18 protein-coding genes are annotated in these 18,842 nt (G+C 67.8%); 5 read left to right on the forward strand and 13 right to left on the reverse strand.

The annotated features are described in order from the left end of the window. From ASE39_RS04810 to ASE39_RS04825, 4 genes are all read right to left on the reverse strand, one after another. On the reverse strand, positions 1-453 hold the full coding sequence (locus ASE39_RS04810; RefSeq protein ID WP_057270393.1) for an RbsD/FucU domain-containing protein: 453 nt from the start codon (positions 451-453) through the stop codon (positions 1-3). Between the two features lie 10 nt (positions 454-463). After that, positions 464-1,270 (reverse strand): ATP-binding cassette domain-containing protein, encoded by an 807-nt coding sequence (locus ASE39_RS04815; protein ID WP_057270394.1) that lies wholly within the window; start codon positions 1,268-1,270, stop codon positions 464-466. 2 nt (positions 1,271-1,272) lie between these two features. Continuing rightward, the gene (locus ASE39_RS04820; RefSeq protein WP_057270395.1) at positions 1,273-2,232 is read right to left on the reverse strand and encodes an ABC transporter permease; all 960 of its coding nucleotides are present in this window, start codon (positions 2,230-2,232) and stop codon (positions 1,273-1,275) included. A gap of 164 nt (positions 2,233-2,396) precedes the next feature. Further along, positions 2,397-3,410, reverse strand: a complete 1,014-nt coding sequence (locus tag ASE39_RS04825; RefSeq protein WP_057270396.1) for a sugar ABC transporter substrate-binding protein — start codon at positions 3,408-3,410, stop codon at positions 2,397-2,399. 136 nt (positions 3,411-3,546) lie between these two features. On the opposite strand from ASE39_RS04825, the gene ASE39_RS04830 reads away from it, so the two are divergent. Continuing rightward, a complete protein-coding gene (locus ASE39_RS04830; RefSeq protein WP_057270397.1) occupies positions 3,547-4,614 on the forward strand; it encodes a PfkB family carbohydrate kinase in 1,068 nt (355 codons plus the stop codon). Positions 4,615-4,617: 3 nt separating this feature from the next. On the opposite strand, the gene ASE39_RS04835 is transcribed toward ASE39_RS04830, so the two are convergent. The 3 genes from ASE39_RS04835 to ASE39_RS04845 all read right to left on the reverse strand — a co-directional run bounded on the left by ASE39_RS04835 (position 4,618) and on the right by ASE39_RS04845 (position 7,732). Continuing rightward, positions 4,618-6,096 carry an NYN domain-containing protein gene (locus tag ASE39_RS04835; RefSeq protein WP_057270398.1) on the reverse strand — a complete coding sequence of 493 codons (1,479 nt, stop codon included), beginning with the start codon at positions 6,094-6,096 and terminating at the stop codon, positions 4,618-4,620. Between the two features lie 69 nt (positions 6,097-6,165). After that, complete coding sequence (locus tag ASE39_RS04840; RefSeq protein ID WP_057270399.1) at positions 6,166-7,128, reverse strand: tripartite tricarboxylate transporter substrate binding protein; 963 nt, start codon at positions 7,126-7,128, stop codon at positions 6,166-6,168. A 172-nt stretch (positions 7,129-7,300) separates the two neighbouring features. Next, positions 7,301-7,732, reverse strand: a complete 432-nt coding sequence (locus tag ASE39_RS04845; protein ID WP_057270400.1) for an Lrp/AsnC family transcriptional regulator — start codon at positions 7,730-7,732, stop codon at positions 7,301-7,303. Positions 7,733-7,864: 132 nt separating this feature from the next. Between ASE39_RS04845 and ASE39_RS04850 the strand changes: the two genes are divergently transcribed. Further along, a complete protein-coding gene (locus ASE39_RS04850) occupies positions 7,865-8,821 on the forward strand; it encodes an arginine deiminase-related protein (RefSeq protein ID WP_057270441.1) in 957 nt (318 codons plus the stop codon). A gap of 203 nt (positions 8,822-9,024) precedes the next feature. Here ASE39_RS04850 and ASE39_RS04855 read toward each other — a convergent pair whose 3' ends face one another. Further along, positions 9,025-9,369: a hypothetical protein gene (locus ASE39_RS04855; protein ID WP_057270401.1), complete on the reverse strand. Its 345-nt coding sequence runs from the start codon at positions 9,367-9,369 to the stop codon at positions 9,025-9,027. Positions 9,370-9,788: 419 nt separating this feature from the next. On the opposite strand from ASE39_RS04855, the gene ASE39_RS04860 reads away from it, so the two are divergent. The 3 genes from ASE39_RS04860 to ASE39_RS04870 are packed head-to-tail and all read left to right on the forward strand — an operon-like array spanning position 9,789 to position 12,557. Then, a complete protein-coding gene (locus tag ASE39_RS04860) occupies positions 9,789-10,811 on the forward strand; it encodes an ABC transporter substrate-binding protein (RefSeq protein ID WP_057270402.1) in 1,023 nt (340 codons plus the stop codon). Continuing rightward, positions 10,808-11,707 carry an ABC transporter ATP-binding protein gene (locus ASE39_RS04865; protein ID WP_057270403.1) on the forward strand — a complete coding sequence of 300 codons (900 nt, stop codon included), beginning with the start codon at positions 10,808-10,810 and terminating at the stop codon, positions 11,705-11,707. Before ASE39_RS04860 ends, ASE39_RS04865 begins: the two co-directional genes overlap by 4 nt. Beyond that, positions 11,700-12,557 (forward strand): ABC transporter permease, encoded by an 858-nt coding sequence (locus ASE39_RS04870; RefSeq protein WP_057270404.1) that lies wholly within the window; start codon positions 11,700-11,702, stop codon positions 12,555-12,557. The genes ASE39_RS04865 and ASE39_RS04870 overlap by 8 nt, the downstream gene beginning before the upstream one ends. 241 nt (positions 12,558-12,798) lie before the next feature. Here the strand turns inward: ASE39_RS04870 and ASE39_RS04875 are convergent, their stop codons facing one another. The 5 genes from ASE39_RS04875 to ASE39_RS04895 form a co-directional block, all read right to left on the reverse strand. After that, positions 12,799-13,173 (reverse strand): ferredoxin family protein, encoded by a 375-nt coding sequence (locus ASE39_RS04875; protein WP_057225948.1) that lies wholly within the window; start codon positions 13,171-13,173, stop codon positions 12,799-12,801. After that, complete coding sequence (locus ASE39_RS04880) at positions 13,170-14,822, reverse strand: FAD-binding protein (protein WP_057270442.1); 1,653 nt, start codon at positions 14,820-14,822, stop codon at positions 13,170-13,172. The genes ASE39_RS04875 and ASE39_RS04880 overlap by 4 nt, the downstream gene beginning before the upstream one ends. A 96-nt stretch (positions 14,823-14,918) precedes the next feature. Next, the gene (locus ASE39_RS04885) at positions 14,919-16,721 is read right to left on the reverse strand and encodes a twin-arginine translocation pathway signal protein (protein ID WP_057270443.1); all 1,803 of its coding nucleotides are present in this window, start codon (positions 16,719-16,721) and stop codon (positions 14,919-14,921) included. A 71-nt stretch (positions 16,722-16,792) separates the two neighbouring features. Further along, entirely contained in the window at positions 16,793-17,977 is a 1,185-nt protein-coding gene (locus tag ASE39_RS04890) for a sigma 54-interacting transcriptional regulator (protein WP_057270405.1), read from the reverse strand. A 326-nt stretch (positions 17,978-18,303) separates the two neighbouring features. Then, entirely contained in the window at positions 18,304-18,810 is a 507-nt protein-coding gene (locus tag ASE39_RS04895) for a hypothetical protein (protein WP_057270406.1), read from the reverse strand. Positions 18,811-18,842 lie beyond the last annotated feature (32 nt).

Below are 18,842 nucleotides of genomic sequence, written 5' to 3' on the forward strand. Positions count from 1 at the left end.
TCAGGCGTTCAGAGTGTCGCCGATGACGCCCTTGCGCAGCAGGAAGTTGCCCCAGGGCTGCAGCTCGCCGGTGACGACGATGGCATAGGCTTTTTTGACGCGCTCGTAGAACGCAAAACGCTCCACACCCTCGGCCTGCTCGCTGGCCACGCCCTCGCGCGCCAACACGTCCATGGTTTCGCGCTGCAGGGCTGAGCGGTACGGCACCTCGGTGCCACCCACCTGCATGTAAGCCACGGGGTGCGGCACATCCTGTGCCAAGGGCAGCACACTGGCCACGGCCTGCACAGCGCGCGCCATGCCAATGCCAGGCAGGCGCAGCACCGGCTTGCCTGCGCCCAGGCTCATGGCCGTGAAGTTGGCGTCGGCCAGCACGATGGCGTCGTCATGGCCCATCTCGGCCAGTACCTTGAGCAGGTCGGGGGTCAGCAGCGGATCAATGTTCTTCAGCATGGGAGGCGTTTCAGGCAAGGCATTCTGCGGGCAGGTCGGACGCTGCCATGGCGCCCGTCATCACGGCCACGGTGTCGCTCATGCTGATCTTTTTGGGGTTGACCACGGCCGCACGCTTGCCCAGGCGGGCGATATGGATACGGTCGGCAATCTCGAACACGTGGGGCATGTTGTGGCTGATGAGGATCACGGGCAGGCCCTTGTCGCGCACGCGGCGGATCAGCTCCAGCACCATGTTGCCCTCCTTCACGCCCAGGGCGGCGGTGGGCTCGTCCATGATGACCACATGGCGCGCAAAGGCTGCCGCGCGCGCCACGGCCACGCACTGGCGCTGGCCACCCGAGAGTGTCTCCACCGCCTGCGTCATGGAGCGGATGCCGACCTTCAGCTCGGCCATGCGGGCCACGCTTTCTTCCAGCATCTTCTTCTTGTCGAGCATGCGCAGCGCGCTGCCAAGCAGTCCGGGGCGGCGCAGTTCGCGACCCAGGAACAGGTTTTCGGCAATCGTCATGGCTGGGGCCACGGCCAGGTCCTGGTACACGGTTTCGATGCCCGCGCGGCGCGCATCGATGGGGCTCTTGAACTGGATGCGCTGGCCGTCGAGCAGAATCTCGCCTTCGTCGGGCACGGTGGCGCCCGACAGCGCCTTGATCAGGCTCGACTTGCCCGCGCCGTTGTCGCCGATCACGGCCAGGATTTCACCAGCGCGCAGCTCAAAGTCGGCGCCGTCGAGTGCAGTAACTTGGCCGTAGCGCTTGACCAGGCCCTTGGCCTGCATGACCAGCGGGGCGTTCGTGGTGTGTGGGGAGTTGGTCATGATCAACGCACTCCTTTGCGCGAGAGTTGGTCGGTGGCCACGGCCAGGATCACGAGGATGCCGGTCACCAGGATCTGGTACACCGACGACACGCCCATCAGCGTGAGTCCATTGCGGAACACGCCCACAATCAGTGCCCCCACCAGCGTGCCCAAAATCATGCCGCGCCCGCCAAACAGGCTGGTGCCGCCCAGCACCACGGCGCTGATGGCGTCGAGGTTCTCGGTCTGACCCGCATTCGGGTCACCCGCGCCGGTGCGGGCCACCGACAGTACCGATGCGATGCCGTAGAACAGGCCGGCCAGCACATACACGCCCAGCAGCACCTTGTCGGTGGCAATGCCGGTGAGGCGTGTGGCTTCGGGGCTGTTGCCCACGGCGTACACGTGGCGGCCGGGCGCAGTCTCGCGCAGCGCAAACCAGGTGACGAGGTACAGGGCCAGCATGAGCACGGCCCCCCACACGATGGCGGTCTGCCCCAGCTGGAAGGTGTTGCCCAGCGCGGTCATGCCGGCCGGGATGTCGGTGATCGTCTGCGCGCCCGAGTACAGCTGCGTGGCGGCAAACGCGATGTTGAGCGTGCCCAGCGTGACGATGAAGGGTGGCAGCTTGATCTTGGTGACCAGCAGGCCGTTGATCAACCCGAATAGCATGGTCACCGCCATACCGCAGGCAATCGCCACGGGGGCCGAGAGGCCGTAGTCCGCCGCCATCTTGGTCATCACAATGCCGCCCAGCGCCATGACCATGCCACACGACAAATCGATGCCTGCGGTGAGGATGACCAGCGTCTGGCCAATGGCGATGACCGCCACCACCATGACCTGCTGCAGGATGAGCGCGAAGTTCTGCGCCGACAGGAAACGCTCGCTCTGCGTGGCAAAAAAGGCGCACGCCAGGATCAGCGCGATGAACGGCCCCAGCGTGGCCAGGGGCGGTAGTTTGGAAGCGGTCGAGGACATGGCGGCTCCGTGCGGGTGGATGAGGTGACTCTCAGAGAGAAGGCGTTTTTTCAGAGCTGCTCGCAAAACTCAGCGAAGCGGTTCTGGCTAGGCGCTGCGTCGCAGGCAGTACGGTAGTACGACAAGACGCAGCAACGACGCCAGAAGAGTTTTGAGAACGGCTCTTACTTGGCGCCCCAGCACAGGTCGGTGCCGGTCTTCACATCCTTGCTGTCCACGCCCGCCATGGGCTTGGCAGCGATCAGCGTCACGCCGGTGTCGGTGTAGCCGCTGACCTTCTTGCCGGTCTTGGCGTATTCCACGCCTGCCGCCACGCCCATGGCGGCCATGCGCAGTGGGTACTGCTGGCTGGTGGCGGCGATCACACCCTTGCCCACGTCGGCAATGCCCGCACAGCCACCGTCCACCGAGACGACGAGCACGTTCTTCTCCTTGCCTGCGGCCTTGAGTGCGTTGTAGGCACCGGCGGCAGCGGGCTCGTTGATGGTGTAGACGATGTTGATGTCAGGGTTCTTCTGCAGGCAGTTTTCCATGCCGGTCTGGCCCTTGGCGCGGTCACCAAAGCTGTCGGCCATGCACACCACTTCGGCGGGGCGCGACAGCTCATTGCTCTTGGCATCGTTGGCCTGCAGGCCAAAGCCCTTCAGGAAACCGTTGTGCCGCTGCGCGCCCACCGGGTGGCCGGGGAACAGGTCCAGCGTGGCAATCACGGGCTTCTTGCCTGCAGCGGCGGCCTTGGCGTACTGGCCGATCAGCTCGCCGGCCTTGTAGTTGTCGGTGGCAAACAGCGCGTCGGTCGCATCCATGGGCTCGGTGGGACTGTCGAGCGCAATCACCATCACGCCGCGCGCCTGCGCCTTCTTGATCGCGGGCACGATGGCCTTGGCGTCGCTGGGGGTGATGAGGATGGTCTTGGCACCGGCGGCGATCAGGTTCTCCATGGCCGTGACCTGGCCCGCGTTGTCGCCATCGGTCTTGCCTGCGGCCGACACCAGCTTGGCACCCAACTTCTTGGCCTCGGCCGTGGCGCCCTCTTTCATCTTCACAAAGAAGGGGTTGGTCTCGGTCTTGGTGATGAGGCCGATGACGGGCTCGGACGTCTGCGCCTGGGCCAGGCCGCAGGCCAGGGCGCCGGTGAGGGCAAGGGCAGAAAGCGCGAAGGCGGGGGTGCGTTGCATGGTGTTGTCTCCGGGTGTTGGGATGGCAGATTCCTGTCGGCCCCGTACTGCGCGGCTGGCAGGTGAACCACTCTTGTCGGGTGGATGGGATCGAACTATAGTGGCCAACGAGTTAATAAATCAAGTGGATTTACTTATGGTTTTCCCTATCCAGTCCGCCGACTCCAGCCCCGCCCACACCGCACCGCCGCTGCGGGTGGCCACGGCGGGCGAGGCCTTGTTTGACCTGATCGAAGAGCCCGATGGCCGCCTCAAGCCCTGCGCGGGCGGCGCGGTCTACAACCTCACGCGTGCGCTGGGCCTGCAGGGCGTGGGCACGCTCTACCTCAACCCGCTGTCGGGCGACCTGCTGGGCCGCCAACTGGCCCACGGCTTGCAGGAGGCGGGCGTGGCCCTGGCCGCCCCAGCGCCGGTGCGTGCGCCCAGCGCGCTGGCACTGGCCGCACTGGATACCGAGGGCAAGGCCAGCTACAGCTTCTACCGCGACGGCGTGGCCGACCGCCAGGTGACGGCCGATGCGCTCATTGCCGCGTGCGCCGCCCAGCCCCACCTGCAGGTGGTGGCCACGGGCTGCCTGGCGCTGGTGGCGCAGGACGCCGCCATCTACCTGCCCTGGCTGGCCGCGCAGCGCGCTGCCGGGCGCATGGTGGTGGTAGACGCCAACCTGCGCCTGTCCGCCGTGGACGACGCGCCCGCCTACCGCACCAATGTGATGGCCGCGTTGCAACAGGCCCACCTCATCAAGGTGAGCGACGATGACCTGGAAGCGCTGGCGGTGCCGGGCGCCGATGCGCTGCAACGTGCCCGCCACCTGCTGCGCCAGACGCCCGCCCAATGGCTGGCACTGACCCTGGGGCCCGGCGGCGCCTGGCTGCTGCAACGCGACGGGCGGGCCGTGCATGCGCGTGAGGAAATGCCGCTCACGGTGGTGGACACCGTGGGCGCAGGCGACTGTTTTCTGGCGGGTTTGATCACCGCCCTGCTGGCGGGTCCGGAGCGCGGCGAAGAGGCCTTGGCACTGCGTCCTGGTGGCCTGACGGCCCCCGTCACCGAAGCCCGTTTGCTCGCCGTGCTGCACCACGCGCTGGCCAGCGCCAGCCACTGCGTGGAGCGGGCAGGCTGCACGCCGCCCAGCTATGGGGAAGTGCGCGAGCGGTTGGCGTTACTGCGCACGGCCACTACCCCTACCGCAGCCGCCCAGTAGCCGTCACTCGGCCGGTTTGTCCGCAGGTTTGCGGGTCCGGCTGCGCGGGCGCGCAGCGGACGGTTTGGTGGGCGCTGCACCCTCCGCGTCGGGTGCGGTTGGCTCTGGCGCGGCGGTTGCCGACGGCTGCGAACCCGCGGCATCGCTTGCATCCGCCACGGCACGCGGGCCGCGCGCACGGGGCGCTGCGGTTTTGCGGCCGGCACCGCCTGCGCTACTGCCGCTGCTGCTATCGCCCTTGCTGCGAGCCCGGCTGCGGCGGGGTGCTGCAGCATCGACGCCATCGGGTTCTGCGGGAGCCAGTCCGGCCGGAGGCGAGGCGCCATCGTCGGCCTCGGGAAAGGCATCCGGTAGCGGCGCGGCCTCGGCCGCGACCGGCTGGCTGAAATACCGGCTTGCTGGGCGCTCTGCGGGGGCATCGGCCTGCTCGGGCTCGTGCGACTCGCTGCGGGGTGCGTTGCGCATGTCCGCGCGGTCTACCCCCTCGCTGCGGCGGCCTCGGCTGCGCCCGGCAGGCCCCTGACCATCGCTGCCGCCAGCGGGCAGGTCGGGCGCAGTGGCCACCGCATGGAAGTCGTGCCGCACCGACGCGCCCTGGGGGACCCGCTCGCTCCCTGCCTCGGACCGTGCTGGCGCCGCCGCCCCCGTGGACTGACCGTGGCTGCGGTACACGTACGCACCCGATTTTTCGTCACGCCCAAACTCCAGCAGCCCGCGCGCCTGCGCTTCTTCCAGCAGATTGCCAAACGTGCGGAAGCCGTATCGGCCCTCACTGAAATCGGGCTTGCGCCGCTTGATCGCCTCCTTGAGCACCGAGGCCCAGATCTTGCCCGTGTCGCCGCGCTCCGACAGCAGGGCTTCGAAGGTCTCGGCCGCCAGTTCGACGCCCTGGGTGCGGCGTGCATCCTGGGTTTCCTTGCGGCTGCGCTCTTCTTCAGCGCTGCGGCGTGGGGCGGGCGGGTTGTTGTTGCCGGGGTTCTGGCGGCGCGCCTGGGCGCGCTGGTTTTCGCGCACCAGGTCGTCGTAGAAGATGAATTCGTCGCAGTTGGCAATCAGCAGATCGGACGTGGACTGCTTCACGCCCACGCCGATCACCTGTTTGTTGTTCTCGCGCAGCTTGGAGACCAGCGGCGAAAAGTCCGAGTCGCCGCTGATGATGACGAAGGTGTTCACGTGCGACTTGGTGTAGCACAGGTCCAGCGCGTCCACCACCAGGCGGATGTCGGCCGAATTTTTGCCCGACTGGCGCACGTGGGGGATCTCGATCAGCTCGAAGTTCGCCTCGTGCATGGTGGCCTTGAAGCCCTTGTAGCGCTCCCAGTCGCAATAGGCCTTCTTGACCACGATGGAGCCCTTGAGCAGCAGGCGCTCCAGGATGGGCTTGATGTCGAACTTTTCATACTGCGCATCGCGCACGCCCAGGGCGACGTTTTCAAAGTCGCAAAACAGGGCCATGCTGATGCTGTCGGAGGGGGATGCCATAGATGTTCCGTTCAATGTCTGCACGGATCATCACACGGAACGCCTTTGCCCCCTCCGAGGGTTGGGCTCTCAAGCGGGCTTGGCCAAGCCCAGCTTTTCGACCAGGGCCTTCTCGCGCGTGAAGGTGTCCTGCGCAAACTTCTTGTACGCCGCCGTGCTCATGTACATCGGCACCATGTCATAGCGCGCCAGGGCGGTGCGGTAGCTCTCCTGCTCCATCGCCTGCTTGAAGGCATCATGCAGGCGCTTGACCACCGCATCGGGCGTGCCCTTGGGTGCGCCGATGCCAAAGGGCGAGTTCTGCACCAGATTCAGCCCCAGCTCCTTGAGCGTGGGCGCATCGGGGAACTTGGCCAGGCGCTCTGCGCCCCAGGTGTTGAGCACGCGCAGCTTGCCCGCCTCGACCTGCGGAGCAAAACCGGTGGAGTCGGCCGCCGCCATGATCTGCCCGCCCAGGATGGACTGCATCAGGTCGGCACTGCCCTTGTAGGGCACGTGCAGCAGCTCCAGGCCCAGCTGCTGGGCGATGAGTTCCATCGTCAGGTGCGGGCTGGTCATGGTGCCGGTGGAGCCGTAGCTGAGCTTGCCGGGGTTGGCCTTGGCCCAGGCCACGAAGTGCGTCCAGGTCTTGAGCGGGGAGTCGGCAGGCACCACCAGCCCAAACGCATAGCCGGTGACGTTCAGCACATAGCTGATGTCCTTCACCGGGTCCCAGTTGATCTTGGTGGTGTAGGGCAGGCGGAATACGCCCAGCGGGATCTGCGCCACGGTGTATCCGTCCGCAGCGGCGGTCTGCAAGGCCTGCGCGGGCAGCGTGCCGCCCGCGCCGGGCTTGTTTTCGACGATGACGGGCTGGCCCAGGATCTTGCTGGCGTTGTCGGCCAGAGAGCGCATGGTGATGTCGGTGGGGCCACCGGCCGGGAAGGCGATCACGAGCTTGATGGGCTTGTTCGGAAAGCTCTGGGCCTGCGCCACGAATGCGGGGGCAACGAGGCTGGCGGCTCCCCATTGGATGATCTGGCGACGTTGCATGGCGGGGCTCCTGAAAGGCAAAACAAAGACTTCGCCATTGGACTGCAGCGGGCCTGACGACGGTGATGCGGAAACCCCCTAGCCGGTGTCGCCAATGTGGCACGACCCCCTTCAGGCGCTGCGCTGACTGGACGGTCGTGTGCCGACCATCGCCGTCCGCCAACCTTGGGGCTCAAGCCTTGTACGTGGACAGCAGGATGCTCGTCTCGGTGTTCGCAATGCCCGGCGTCAAGCGGATGCGCCCCAGCGCCGCGTCGAAGGCCTCCAGGCTCTCGGCCCGCACCTCGGCCACGATGTCCCAACGGCCGTTCGTGGTGTGCAGCGTGCCCACCATGGGCTCGCCGCGCAGCGTGCGGATCACCTCGGGCGCTGCGTTGCCTTCGACCGCGATGCTCATCCAGGCGCGGATGCGCTGGGGCTCGGAGTCGGGCCGCAGGCGCACGGTGTAGCCCACGATGACGCCGCCCTCCTCCATCTTGTGCAGCCGGTTCTGCACGGTGCCGCGCGAGACGCGCAGTTTGAGCGCCAGCGTGGCCACGGGCGTGCGCGCGTCGGCCCGCAGGATGCTGAGGATTTCGCGGTCGGTGTCGTCCAGTCTGTTCATAGTGGGCCTCTGGGTGATCAAAACGCCAGATTTTGCTGCATTTCGATCAGTTTTAAGTCTTTTGGTTGGTTGGCACTGTTCGGAAAATTCATGCACCGCCACCTTGCAGACATCTTGCAACCACTGACCGCCATGCCCTCACCCGCCTCTGCCCAAGCCCCATCCGCCGTCGTGATGGTCCGCCCCCACCGCTTTCACCCCAACCCGGACACCGCGCACGACAACGCCTTTCAGTCCGTAACCACCAACGCAGCCCCGGACGACATCGCGCGCCAGGCATACACCGAGGTGACGCAGGCCGCCGCGCAACTCGAAGCCGCCGGTGTGCGCGTGCACCTGTTCGACGACCTGGGCGAGCGCCACGCGCCCGATGCGGTCTTCCCCAACAACTGGTTCTCCACCCACGCCGGCGGCCATGTGGCCGTGTACCCGATGTACGCCGCCAGCCGGCGGCGCGAGCGCCGCAGCGACGTGCTGGACCTGCTCAAGGCCGAGTACCGGGTACAGGACGTGATCGACTACTCGGGACTGGAGGCCGACGGCATGTTCCTGGAGGGCACCGGCGCGATGGTGCTCGACCACATCGGCCGCATCGCCTACACCGCGCAATCGAACCGCGCCGACCCGGTGGCGCTGGAGCGGTTCTGCACCCACTTCAACTACGAGCCGATGGCCTTTGCCACGGCCGATGCGCAGGGCCGGCCGTGCTACCACAGCAACGTGATGCTCTGCGTGGGCACCGACTTCGCGCTGGGCGGGTTCCACCTGATCACCGACGCCACGCGGCGCGACGCCGTGCGCGAGCGGCTGCGCGAAACCGGCCGCGACGTCATCGAGCTAAGCGCCCACCAGATCGGCGAATTTGCCGGCAACGCGCTGGAGCTGACCGGCGCCCAGGGCCGCGTGCTGGCCCTGTCGTCGCGCGCCGCCGCCAGCCTGACCGCTGCGCAGAAGGCGGTCATCGAACGCAGCGCCACGCTGCTGCCGCTGGCCGTGCCCACCATCGAACTGGCGGGCGGGTCGGTGCGCTGCATGCTGGCGGGCGTGCACCTGGCGCGGCGCAGCGCGGTAGACGCCCTGGCCAACTGACCGCTCATAGAGCAGTCGGCGAGCACACGGCGTTGCTGCTGTGCCGCTCCGATAACGGAGATTTGATTTAAAAAAGCCCTCTACTGCTTGATAGGCAAGCGCTAGCAGCTATATTTTTAATAGCAACCACCTTCCAGGCGCTGCGTAGCGCACCGCCTGCTGCCCCATCCCGCCAACAGTTCCCTGGCCAGCCACCACCCAGTTCACGGGCGCGGCACGTCGGTGGTCGCCACATCCGCATCGCACCCTACGCCCGCCGCAATCCACCGCCGCGCCAACCAAGCCAGCGGCGCCATCAACCATCGCTGCCGCAGGCCCGTGACCTCGCCCGGGTCGGCCACCATGCCGCACAGGTACCGTGCGTGCGCATCGTCCCACCGCAGCGCCACGCAGGCACCCCGGCGGCGGCGTGACACCAGCATGCCCAGCGGGCAGGGCTCGGCCAGGCAGCACAGGCCGCAGCCATTGCAGGGCGCATCCACGGCCGGCTTGGGCGGCGCATCGGCCTGCAGCCAGACCACGGCGTGGCGCGGGGGTGGGGTCGTCATCGCGCCATTGTGCCGACCGTCCGCCTCCCAGCGCATCCACCACACCCCTGCGCCGCTTTGCAGCGCCCCGCGGCCGCTGCTGGCTTTTCAGCAATGGGCGCCAAAGCGCACACGCCCTGCTGCAAATCCAGCAGCCGTGCACAGGCGCTCGCACCCCAGCCGTGGCGCCCCCGACTGCTGTCAGCTGCCATACGCGTCAACGCCGCAAGGTGCGTTTACCCCAGCGACGCAGCGCAAAGGCGGGGCAGGCGCAGCGCCCCGGAGCCATGCGCGATTTCCGCATAAGCAGCCTCGACGCCATGGCACGCGGGTTGCGAAAGGCACAGGGTCTCAGGCCGCGGCAACGGCGCCCGGTCCGAGTGAATGCACACGCACTGCACTGCACACCTCACTGAACCACTGCAACGAAGGAACTCCCCATGCTCGATCTGTCGAAACGCTTCCTGCTGGTCTCCGCGCTGGCGCTGGGCCTGGCGGCCCCTGCCGCCGCGCAGAACCTGGAGAAATCCGAAATCCGCTACCAGGGCTGGGCCGGCCAGGTAGTCTGGATCGAACTGGCCGAAGACCTCGGCTACCTCGCACCGCTCAAATCCAAATGGGTGGGCAACACCATCAGCGGCCCGCAGGACATCCAGGCCGTGGTGACCGGCGACGTGGACATTGGCGGGGCCTTCTACGGCGCCATCATCAAGCTCGCGGCCAAGAAGGCGCCGGTCAAGGCCGTGCTGGGCTACTACGGCTCGGACGACAACACCTACAACGGCTACTACGTGAAGGACGACAGCCCCATCAAGGGCCCGCGCGACCTCATCGGCAAGAAGGTCGCGGTGAACACGCTGGGCGCGCACCACGAGTTCATGCTGCGCGAATACCTGGAGCGCGGCAAACTCACCAACGCCGAGGCCAAGCAGGTCACGCTGGTGGCCACGCCGCCCGTCACTGGCGAGCAGGCGCTGCGCCAGGGGCATGTCGAAGTCTCCACGCTCGGCGGCGTGCTGCGCGACAAGGCGCTGGAGCGCGGCGGCATCCGCCCGCTGTTCAAGGACCGCGACCTGTTCGGCAACTTCACCGGCGGCGCATTGGTGCTGCACAACAAGTTCATCGAGCAGAACCCCAACACCAGCCGCCACCTGGTATCGGCCCTGGCCCGCTCCATCGAATGGGCGCGCAACACACCGCCCGCCGAAGTGCGGGCGCGCTACACCAAGATCATCGAAGGCCGCAAACGCGCCGAGACCGCCGACGCCATCCAGTACTGGAAGAGCACCGGCGTGGCCGGCAAGGGCGGCCTCATCACCGACAAGGAACTGCAGATCTGGGTGGACTGGCTGGTGAAGGACGAGGTGGTCAAGCCCGGCCAGCTCAAGGCCGCCGACCTGTACACCAACGCCTTCAACCCCTACTCCAACGGCGGCGTGGACAAACTGGCAGCCAGCAAATGACAAACGCCATTCATCCCCACACCGCGGCCGCTGCCGCGACCAACGCGCCGGCCAAGATCCGCTTCGAGCATGTGACCAAGGAGTTCACCGTGCGCGCCGACGACGGCGGCCCATCCAAGCGCTTCGTGGCCGTGCAGGACGTGACGCTCGACATCCGCCCCGGCGAGTTCCTGGTGCTGGTGGGCCCTAGCGGCTGCGGCAAGTCCACCCTGCTCGACCTGCTCGCGGGCATCACGCCGCCCACCAGCGGCCAGGTGCTCATCGACGGCAAGGCCATCACCGGCCCCGCGCGGGACCGGGGCGTGGTGTTTCAGCAGTACGCGCTGTTCCCCTGGCTCACCGCGCTGGACAACGTGGCCTTCGGCCTCGAAGTCGCGGGCCTGGGCAAGCGCGAGCGCCGCGAAAAAGCCGCGCATTACCTGCAGCTGGTGGGGCTGTCCGACTTCGCGCAGCGCTACCCGCACGAGCTCTCGGGCGGCATGAAGCAGCGCGTGGCGATTGCCCGCAGCCTGGCTTACGAGCCCCAGGTGCTGCTGATGGACGAGCCCTTTGCCGCGCTGGACGCGCAGACCCGCGAGACGCTGCAGGAAGAGCTGGTGGACATCTGGCAGCGCACCGGCAAGACCATCGTGTTCATCACCCACGGCATCGACGAGGCCGTGGTGCTGGGCCAGCGCGTGGCGGTCATGACCACCCGCCCCGGCCGCATCAAGGAGATCGTGGACATCCCCGAATCGCTGCGCGCCGAGACCGACGACATCCGCTCGCTGCCGCTGTTCGGCGAGCTGCGCCACCGCATCTGGGGCCTGCTACACGACGAGGTCGCCTCCGCGCGCCACGAACGCCGCAGCCGCATCGCCGCCCAACCCGCGATCAAGGAGTCCCACCATGTCTGACATCGCACTGCCCGCGCACGCTGCGCAGCAACCCGCAACCGCCCTGCCCCATGCCGCACAGGCGCTGCCCACCGTGTGGCTGCGCCTGGCCCGCCGCGTGGCCAACGGCGCCTGGCGCTCCGGCCTGGTGCTGGCGCTGGCCGTGCTGTGGGAGCTGGCGCCCCGCCTGGGCCTGACCGACCCGACCTTCCTGCCGCCCCTGACCGAAGTGCTGGCCGCGGGCTGGGTGCTGGCGCAAAACGGCCAGCTGTGGGAGCACACCTTCATCAGCCTGGCACGCTCGCTCGGCGGCCTGTCGATCGCCGTCGTGGCCGCGATTCCGCTGGGTCTGGCCATCGGCTGGTACCAGCGGCTGGGCCAGGCGCTCAACCCGCTGATCGAGCTGCTGCGCAACACCGCGCCGCTGGCGCTGCTGCCGGTGTTCCTGCTGCTGCTGGGCATCGGCGAGGTGTCCAAGCTGTCCATCGTGGTCTATGCCTGCGCCTGGCCGCTGCTGCTCAACACCATCGCCGCCGTGCGGCAGGTAGACCCGCTGCTGGTCAAGTCCGCCCGCACCATGGGCGCCACGCCGCGCCAGCTGTTCGTCAAGGTCATCCTGCCCGCGTCGGTGCCCACGATCTTCGTCGGCATCCGCCTGGCTGCCGCGTCGGCCATGCTGGTGCTGATCGCCGCGGAAATGGTGGGGGCGAAGGCCGGGCTGGGCTACCTCATCATCTATGCGCAGTACAGCTTCCTCATCGGCGACATGTACTTCGGCATCATCGCGATCACGGCGATTGGCGTGAGCCTGAACTTCGCTCTGCAGAAGCTGGAGCGGCATTTCACCGCCTGGCAAGGCGTGGCGCGCTAAGAGCGGATAACAAAACTCTTCTGGCGTCGTTGCCGCGTCTTGTCGTACTACTCGTACTGCCTGCGACGCGGCGCCTAGCCAGAACCGCTTCGCTGAGTTTTGTTATCTGCTCTAAAGCTGCATTCACCCGAAAGTCATCGACATCACCCCAGCAAAAAGGCCACTGCGTGCAAACGCGGTGGCCTTTTTTGTTGGGGTGCAGCGACATGGGTGCGGGCGCTGCGCGCTTGTGCCGTTGGTTTCAACGCAGCGCGGCGCCCAGCAAGTGGTAGCTCTGGTCCAGCCGTGCGGTGCTGCCGTCGCGCACATCCCAACCGACCGCACGGCGGTAGCTGCCCCACAGGGGGGCCGCCGGCTGCGCGGCAGGACTCACATCGGCCTGGGCCTCGGCAAGCGTTGCCAGGGGCACCGTCTGCGGCGCCACGTACAGCGCGTCCACCGGGCAATACAACTCGCACATGAAGCAGGTCTGGCAGTCCGCCTGCCGCGCAATGGCCGGCAGGCCCGCAGCGTCTGTACCCGACGCGGCAGGGGCCGCATCGAAGACGCGCGTGGGGCACACCGCCACACAGATGTTGCAGCCCGTGCAGCGGGCTGCGTCAATCAGTTCGATCATGCGGCGGCCACCTCACGCTCGGTGGAGGCGCCGCGGCCGGCTGGCAGGCGAGCCACCCACACCTGCTGCAGCCCGCCCACCACGAGATGGTGCTGCTGGGCGGGGTCCAGCTGCGCAAAGTCGGTGCGGCGGTGCATGCCCCGCGTCTCGGTGCGCGCCAACGCGCTTTGGTACATCCAGCGCGCGTGGGCCAGCAGGGCCACGGCCTGGCGTGTGCGCCGCAGCGCCTCGGGCAAGGCGGGGGCGCTGCGCTCGGCCAGCGTCCACAGCGCGTCCAGGCGCTGCAGCGAAGGCTCCAGCCCATCACGGCTGCGAAACCAGTTGCGCTCGAGCGGGAAGACTTCGGCCTGCACGGCCGCCACCAGGGCTTGCGGGTCAATGCGCTGCGGGGTCGCCGTGCTGACGTGCGAGCGCGCCGCCAGCCCCACCTGCCCCGCACGCCACACCGGAGCGGCGGCAGGCGTGCTGCGGTGCGCCAGTGCGTGGTCGGCCGCCCCGGCCCCGGACCAGAACCCGGTGGACAAGGCCCAGGCAGCGTTGTGGCTGCCGCCGCCGGTAAAGCCGCCGCAGATGGGCTCGCGCGAGGCCACGTCGCCGGCGGCGTACAGCCCCGGCACGCGGGTCGCGCAGTCGAGCCCCTGCAACTGCAGGCCACCCGTGCCACGCACGGTGCCTTCGAGCCGCAGGGTGATGGGAAACGGCTGGGTGAACGGGTCCCGGCCCAGGCGGTCAAAAGGCAGGAAGAAATTGGGCTGCGCCTGCCGCATCCACGCACGCACCGCGCCGTCGGCCTTGTCGAGCACGGCAAACACCGGCTCGCTGATGAGGCGCCGCGCGATGATGCTGCGGCCCTGCGACGAGCCTGCGCCGTCGATGACGGCGCCGCCCGGTTCGCGAAAAGTCGCCCAGTTGTAGAACAGCGATTTGGTCACACTGGAAAACGTGGGCCCGAGGCCGTAGGCACTCGAAAACTCCATGCCTGAAAAAGCTGCGCCCGCCTCGGCCGCCATCAGGTGCCCATCGCCGGTGAGCACATCGGTGCCCAGCGCCTTGCTAAGGAAGGCGCAGCCACCGCTGGCCAGCACCACAGCCCCTGCGTGCACCGCCCAGGGCGTTTCGCCGGGCTCTGCCACGCCCGTGGCGCCGCGCACCTGGCCGTGGGCATCTACCAGCAGTTCGAGCGCGGGGTGGTGGTCCAGGATGCGCACCCCCACCGCCTTCACCCGCTTGCGCATCAGGCGCATGTATTCGGGGCCCTGCAGCGAATTGCGCCGCTCGTTGCCCGCATCGTCCACCGGGAAGGGGTAGCCCCAGTCGGCCAGCTGCTGCAGGTTGTGCCAGGTCTGGTCGAGCACGCGGTCCATCCACTCGTGGCTGGCAAGAAAGCCGCCCGGCGCCTCGCGCTGCGCCTTGGCGGCGGTGCGCGCCTGCAGGTCGGGCGGCACCCACCAGGTACCGGTGCCCGAGGGTGCAGTGGCGCCCGACGTGCCGCAAAAGCCCTTGTCCACCAGGATCACGCGCGCCCCGCGGGCTGCAGCGGCAATGGCGGCCCAGGTGCCGGCCGGGCCGCCGCCGATCACCAGCACATCGGTTTCGTGGGTGGGATGCGCCAGGCGCTCGGCGCGGCGGGTGTCGAAGGTTTCAGTCATGAAAAACTCCAAGGGGGTGAAACAAGAACGGACGGCGCACGACGGCAGACCGCCGCTGCCGTGCCCGCCACGCGGACCACGGCAGCGGCGGGCGCATCAGATCGTGATGCGGGTGCCGTCGAAGCGTGTGAACGAGAAGCCCTCGAACGGCTCGCGGAAGGTCTGCTTTTGTTCGCGCAGCAGGCTGACGACCAGGGCCTCGCCCTGCGCATAGGCGGCAGCGGCATCGGAGCGCCAGTGGATGCCGGCGGCCGTGCGGCCCGAGCCGTAGTTCAGCGCCAGCTTGTTGAGCTCGCCCCCCACCGTGAGCGCGGGCCCCTGGTAGGGGATAAGCCGCGTGGGGTCGCTCGGGTCGGGCTGCACCGGGTTGGCGATGACCAGGGATTCGTCGTAGAACGCCTTGAGCAGCGTGGCGGTGACGGCCGCGATGATGGCCGCGCCGCCGGGGTAGGACGAATGAATGGGCGCGCCCTCCGGGTACACCTGCGGCAGCAGGTAGGTGCCGTTCTTCGCGCGGCTGCGCTCCAACGCCTGCGAGCCCAGGAAGGACTCATGGATCGGGTACTCGTTGACCCGGTTGGCCAGGCGGTGGTGCACCAGCCCGCCAAAAGCCTCGGGGCGCAGGATGCGCTGCTCGTACCACTTCTGGTAGTAGTTGACGCGGATGGCCAGCGATGTGGCCAGCGACAGCACCGACTGGAAGTAGGCCGAGCCGAAGGTGCCCGAGGCACCGCCGCTGGTCTTGAGCTTGAGGTACGGATTGCTGGGCGCCAGGCTTTTGTCGCCCGCAAACAGCCCGCCGTAGCCCGGCTGCGCCGCCGACAGCGGCGTGCCCAGCAGTTGGTTGGCCGCAAAGCTGAACGCCACCGCCGCATGCGCGTAGGCCGCCAGGTCGCGCGTGTTGGCGATGTAGCGCAGCGTGGGGTCGAACGCAATGCGCCCGGCGGGGGCCTTGCCGTTCTGCACGTTGAGCCACTCGTCATAGCCCGTGAGGAACTCGTTGGCCGGTGTGTAGGTGCGGATGCGGGCCGACAAGGTTTGCGGTCCCAGGGGCACATCGCGGTACAAAAACTGTGAAATGTAAGGCCCGTCCGTCACGCCCGGCGGGGTGGCCCAGCGGCCAGTGCGCCCCGTGCGGTCGTTGCTGTCCACGTACCACGCCGCGCCACGGAACAGCGTCTGCGGCGTCACCTTGCCGTTGACCTTGGGGCCGTGGAAGTCCGGCGCGCGGCTGAGTTCGTCGGCTGCGGCAATCACATCGGCGTGCCGCGTGCCGTCCTGGAATTCACTGAAAGGCACGTCACGCAGCAGCGCCACCCAGTAAATTTCGGCGGCCTCGCCCGCGCGCTGCGTGCCCGCCAGGGTGGGCGCGGGCGGCAGCGAAAACTGGGCGGCGTTCAGGCCGTCCAGGCTCACCGCCAGGGTGCCGATGGGGTTGACCAGCTTGCGTGTGCCACCGAGCACGATCTTCTCGAAATCGGCCGGGTCGCGCGACGCGAACGCGGCCGTGGCCAGGTTCCAGGCCGGCAGGTCCACCTCGCCGCGGGCATTGTGGGGCAGGCCCCGGGTGTCCGAGCCGATCTTGTTGGCATACAGCGCATCGTCACCGTTGACAGGGTGCGGAGGAATCGGCACGGCCGCACTGGCGCGCGCGAGGTCGATGCGCAATTGTTCAGACCTGCGCAAAAACTGCGCGTCGTAGCCTGCGGCAGCCGCACCGCCAGTCCCCGCCTGCTGTGCCTGTGCCGCCGCGCTGCCCACCAGGAGAGAGGGAGCCACAGCGGCGCCACTGGCCAGGCCCGCCAGCCCTGCACCCGCTTGGCCCAGGAAGTAGCGCCGCGGTGTGTTGTGCGGAGCGCCCGATGTAGAGGCCGTAGGTTGCGATTCAGATGGATGCATGAAAACTCCCTGGGTTGTTGTGGTGGCGAATGGGTTGGGCAGCGGTTGCGTGGCGCTGGAACGCCGCAGCTTCACTGTGCGTAGCGCAAGTGGCTGGGCGGTTGAAGCGGCAGAGGGCGATGGTTGCCAGAGTGGGCGGGCTCGGCCAGCAGGCCATGGCGTTTGAGCAGGGTGCGCAACGTGTTGCGCGTGACCCCCAGCAGCCGCGCGGCCTGCACCTGGTTGTCATTCGATTGCTCGAAGGCGCAGCGCACCAGCGCCGCCTCGACCGATTCGTACAGCCGGGGGGCGCCCTGCTCCACCAGGCTCTGCAACGCCGCCTGCAGCGATTCGGTGGCCGACGCGGAGGGCGGCGGACCCCGTGGTGGCACCTGGGCGGGCATGAACATGCCCGCGAACCCCGGCGCAGGCTGCAAGGTGGGCATCAGCTTCAGATCGCCAGGCTCAATGACCCCCATGTGGGCAACGATCAGCGCAAAGTGCACCACGTTCTCCAGCTCACGGATGTTCCCGGGCCAGGCGTACGACAGCAGCGCTTGCAGCGCGGCGGCTGACAAGCGGGCCGGTGACTGCCCCAGGCGCTGTGCGTAAAGGGCCATGAAATGCTCGGCCAGCGGCAAGATGTCGCCGGGCCGTTCTCGCAACGGCGGCAAGCCTACGGAGGCCACGTTGAGCCGGTAGTAGAGGTCTGCACGGAAATGCTGTGCCTGGACGGCGCGCGCCAGGTCGATGTTGGTGGCCGCAACGAGGCGCACATCCAGCGTGACGGGTTTGCGCGAGCCCAGGCGCACAACCTGGCGCTCCTGCAGCACGCGCAGCAGCTTGACCTGCAGCGCCTGGGGCAGGTCGCCGATCTCATCCAGAAACAGCGTGCCCCCCTGCGCGGCCTCGAACCAGCCTGCGCGCGCTTGCGTGGCGCCTGTGAAGGCCCCGGCCTCGTGGCCGAACAGTTCGGCGTCGATCAATGACTCGCTGAAAGCACCGCAATTGACCGCCACAAACGGCCCCCGCCGGCCACTCTGGGAATGGATGTGGCGTGCGATCAGCTCCTTCCCCGTGCCGGTTTCTCCCACCACCAACACCGACGCATCGCTGCGCGCAATGCGGTCCACATGGACCAGCAACCGGACAGAGTGCGGGTCATGGAACAGCAGCGCCTTGGCCCGGATGGTCGGAGCCCCCCCTGCTGGCGATTCGGGCAGCGTGAGCACACGGTGTGAGGAAGGGGCGGCAGAGGCCGGCGAGAGACTGGACATGCCGCCAGACTAAGGCGCTCTTCACCGCATGCGAACGCAGGATTTCGCATGTGGATATGCAGGAAACCGGCGCGGTGGTCCGGCAGCCTCACACACCATTCCACGCGACCGCGCAGTCTCGTCGCATTGCGCTACGGGGCAGCATCTACACCACTCCGACATCTTTCCCGGGAGGGCGTAAAAAAAGCCCTCGCTGCCGGGGCAGCGGGGCCAAATCCGGTCGCGGGGACCGGCGAGGGAGACAAGCTACACGAGAGAAAAGGGGCGTCCACTGCGGCAAGGCCGTCAGCCCATTCCCAGGGCCGACCCCATGCCGAACCCAGGGCTTAGCAGCCGCTGGGGCGGTTGGGGCGCATGGGGACGATGCCCGTCACACGCAGCGTGGCGTTCGAGCCGTCGGAGGCCGTCAGTGTCTTGCCACTGAAGCGCACCTGGTTGCTCTCCCGCACCACTGCCGTGTCGGTAGGCTCGCCACTGGCGTATTCCTTGCCGTCAAAGGTCAGGAAGACCTGGTGCAGACCCGTCGCATCCGGGCGATAGCGAATGTCGCCAAACGCGGTCGCCGCAGAGCCTACCTTGTTGGCGCCATCAAAGCGGAAAGCACACAACTCGGGCACCGAGCCGACGGGGTTTTCCTTGTCCACGTTCGTGAGGTTCAACGTTCCGTTGCCATACACGCCGTTGAGGCCATCGAGCGTGGCGCTGCTCACTGTCAACACGCCAGGTTCGTTGCTGGGCGTCGGGTCGTCATCATTGCCGCCGCCGCAGGCCACCAGCAGTACAGAGGAGGCCGCGAGGGCGGTACAGGTCTTGAGGAAAGTAGAAGCGTTCATGGTGATGGGCGTCCTTGGATGTGGATGGAAGG

Origin of the sequence: Acidovorax sp. Root267 (assembly GCF_001429215.1) — a bacterium.
Taxonomy (GTDB): Bacteria; Pseudomonadota; Gammaproteobacteria; order Burkholderiales; family Burkholderiaceae_C; genus Acidovorax; species Acidovorax radicis.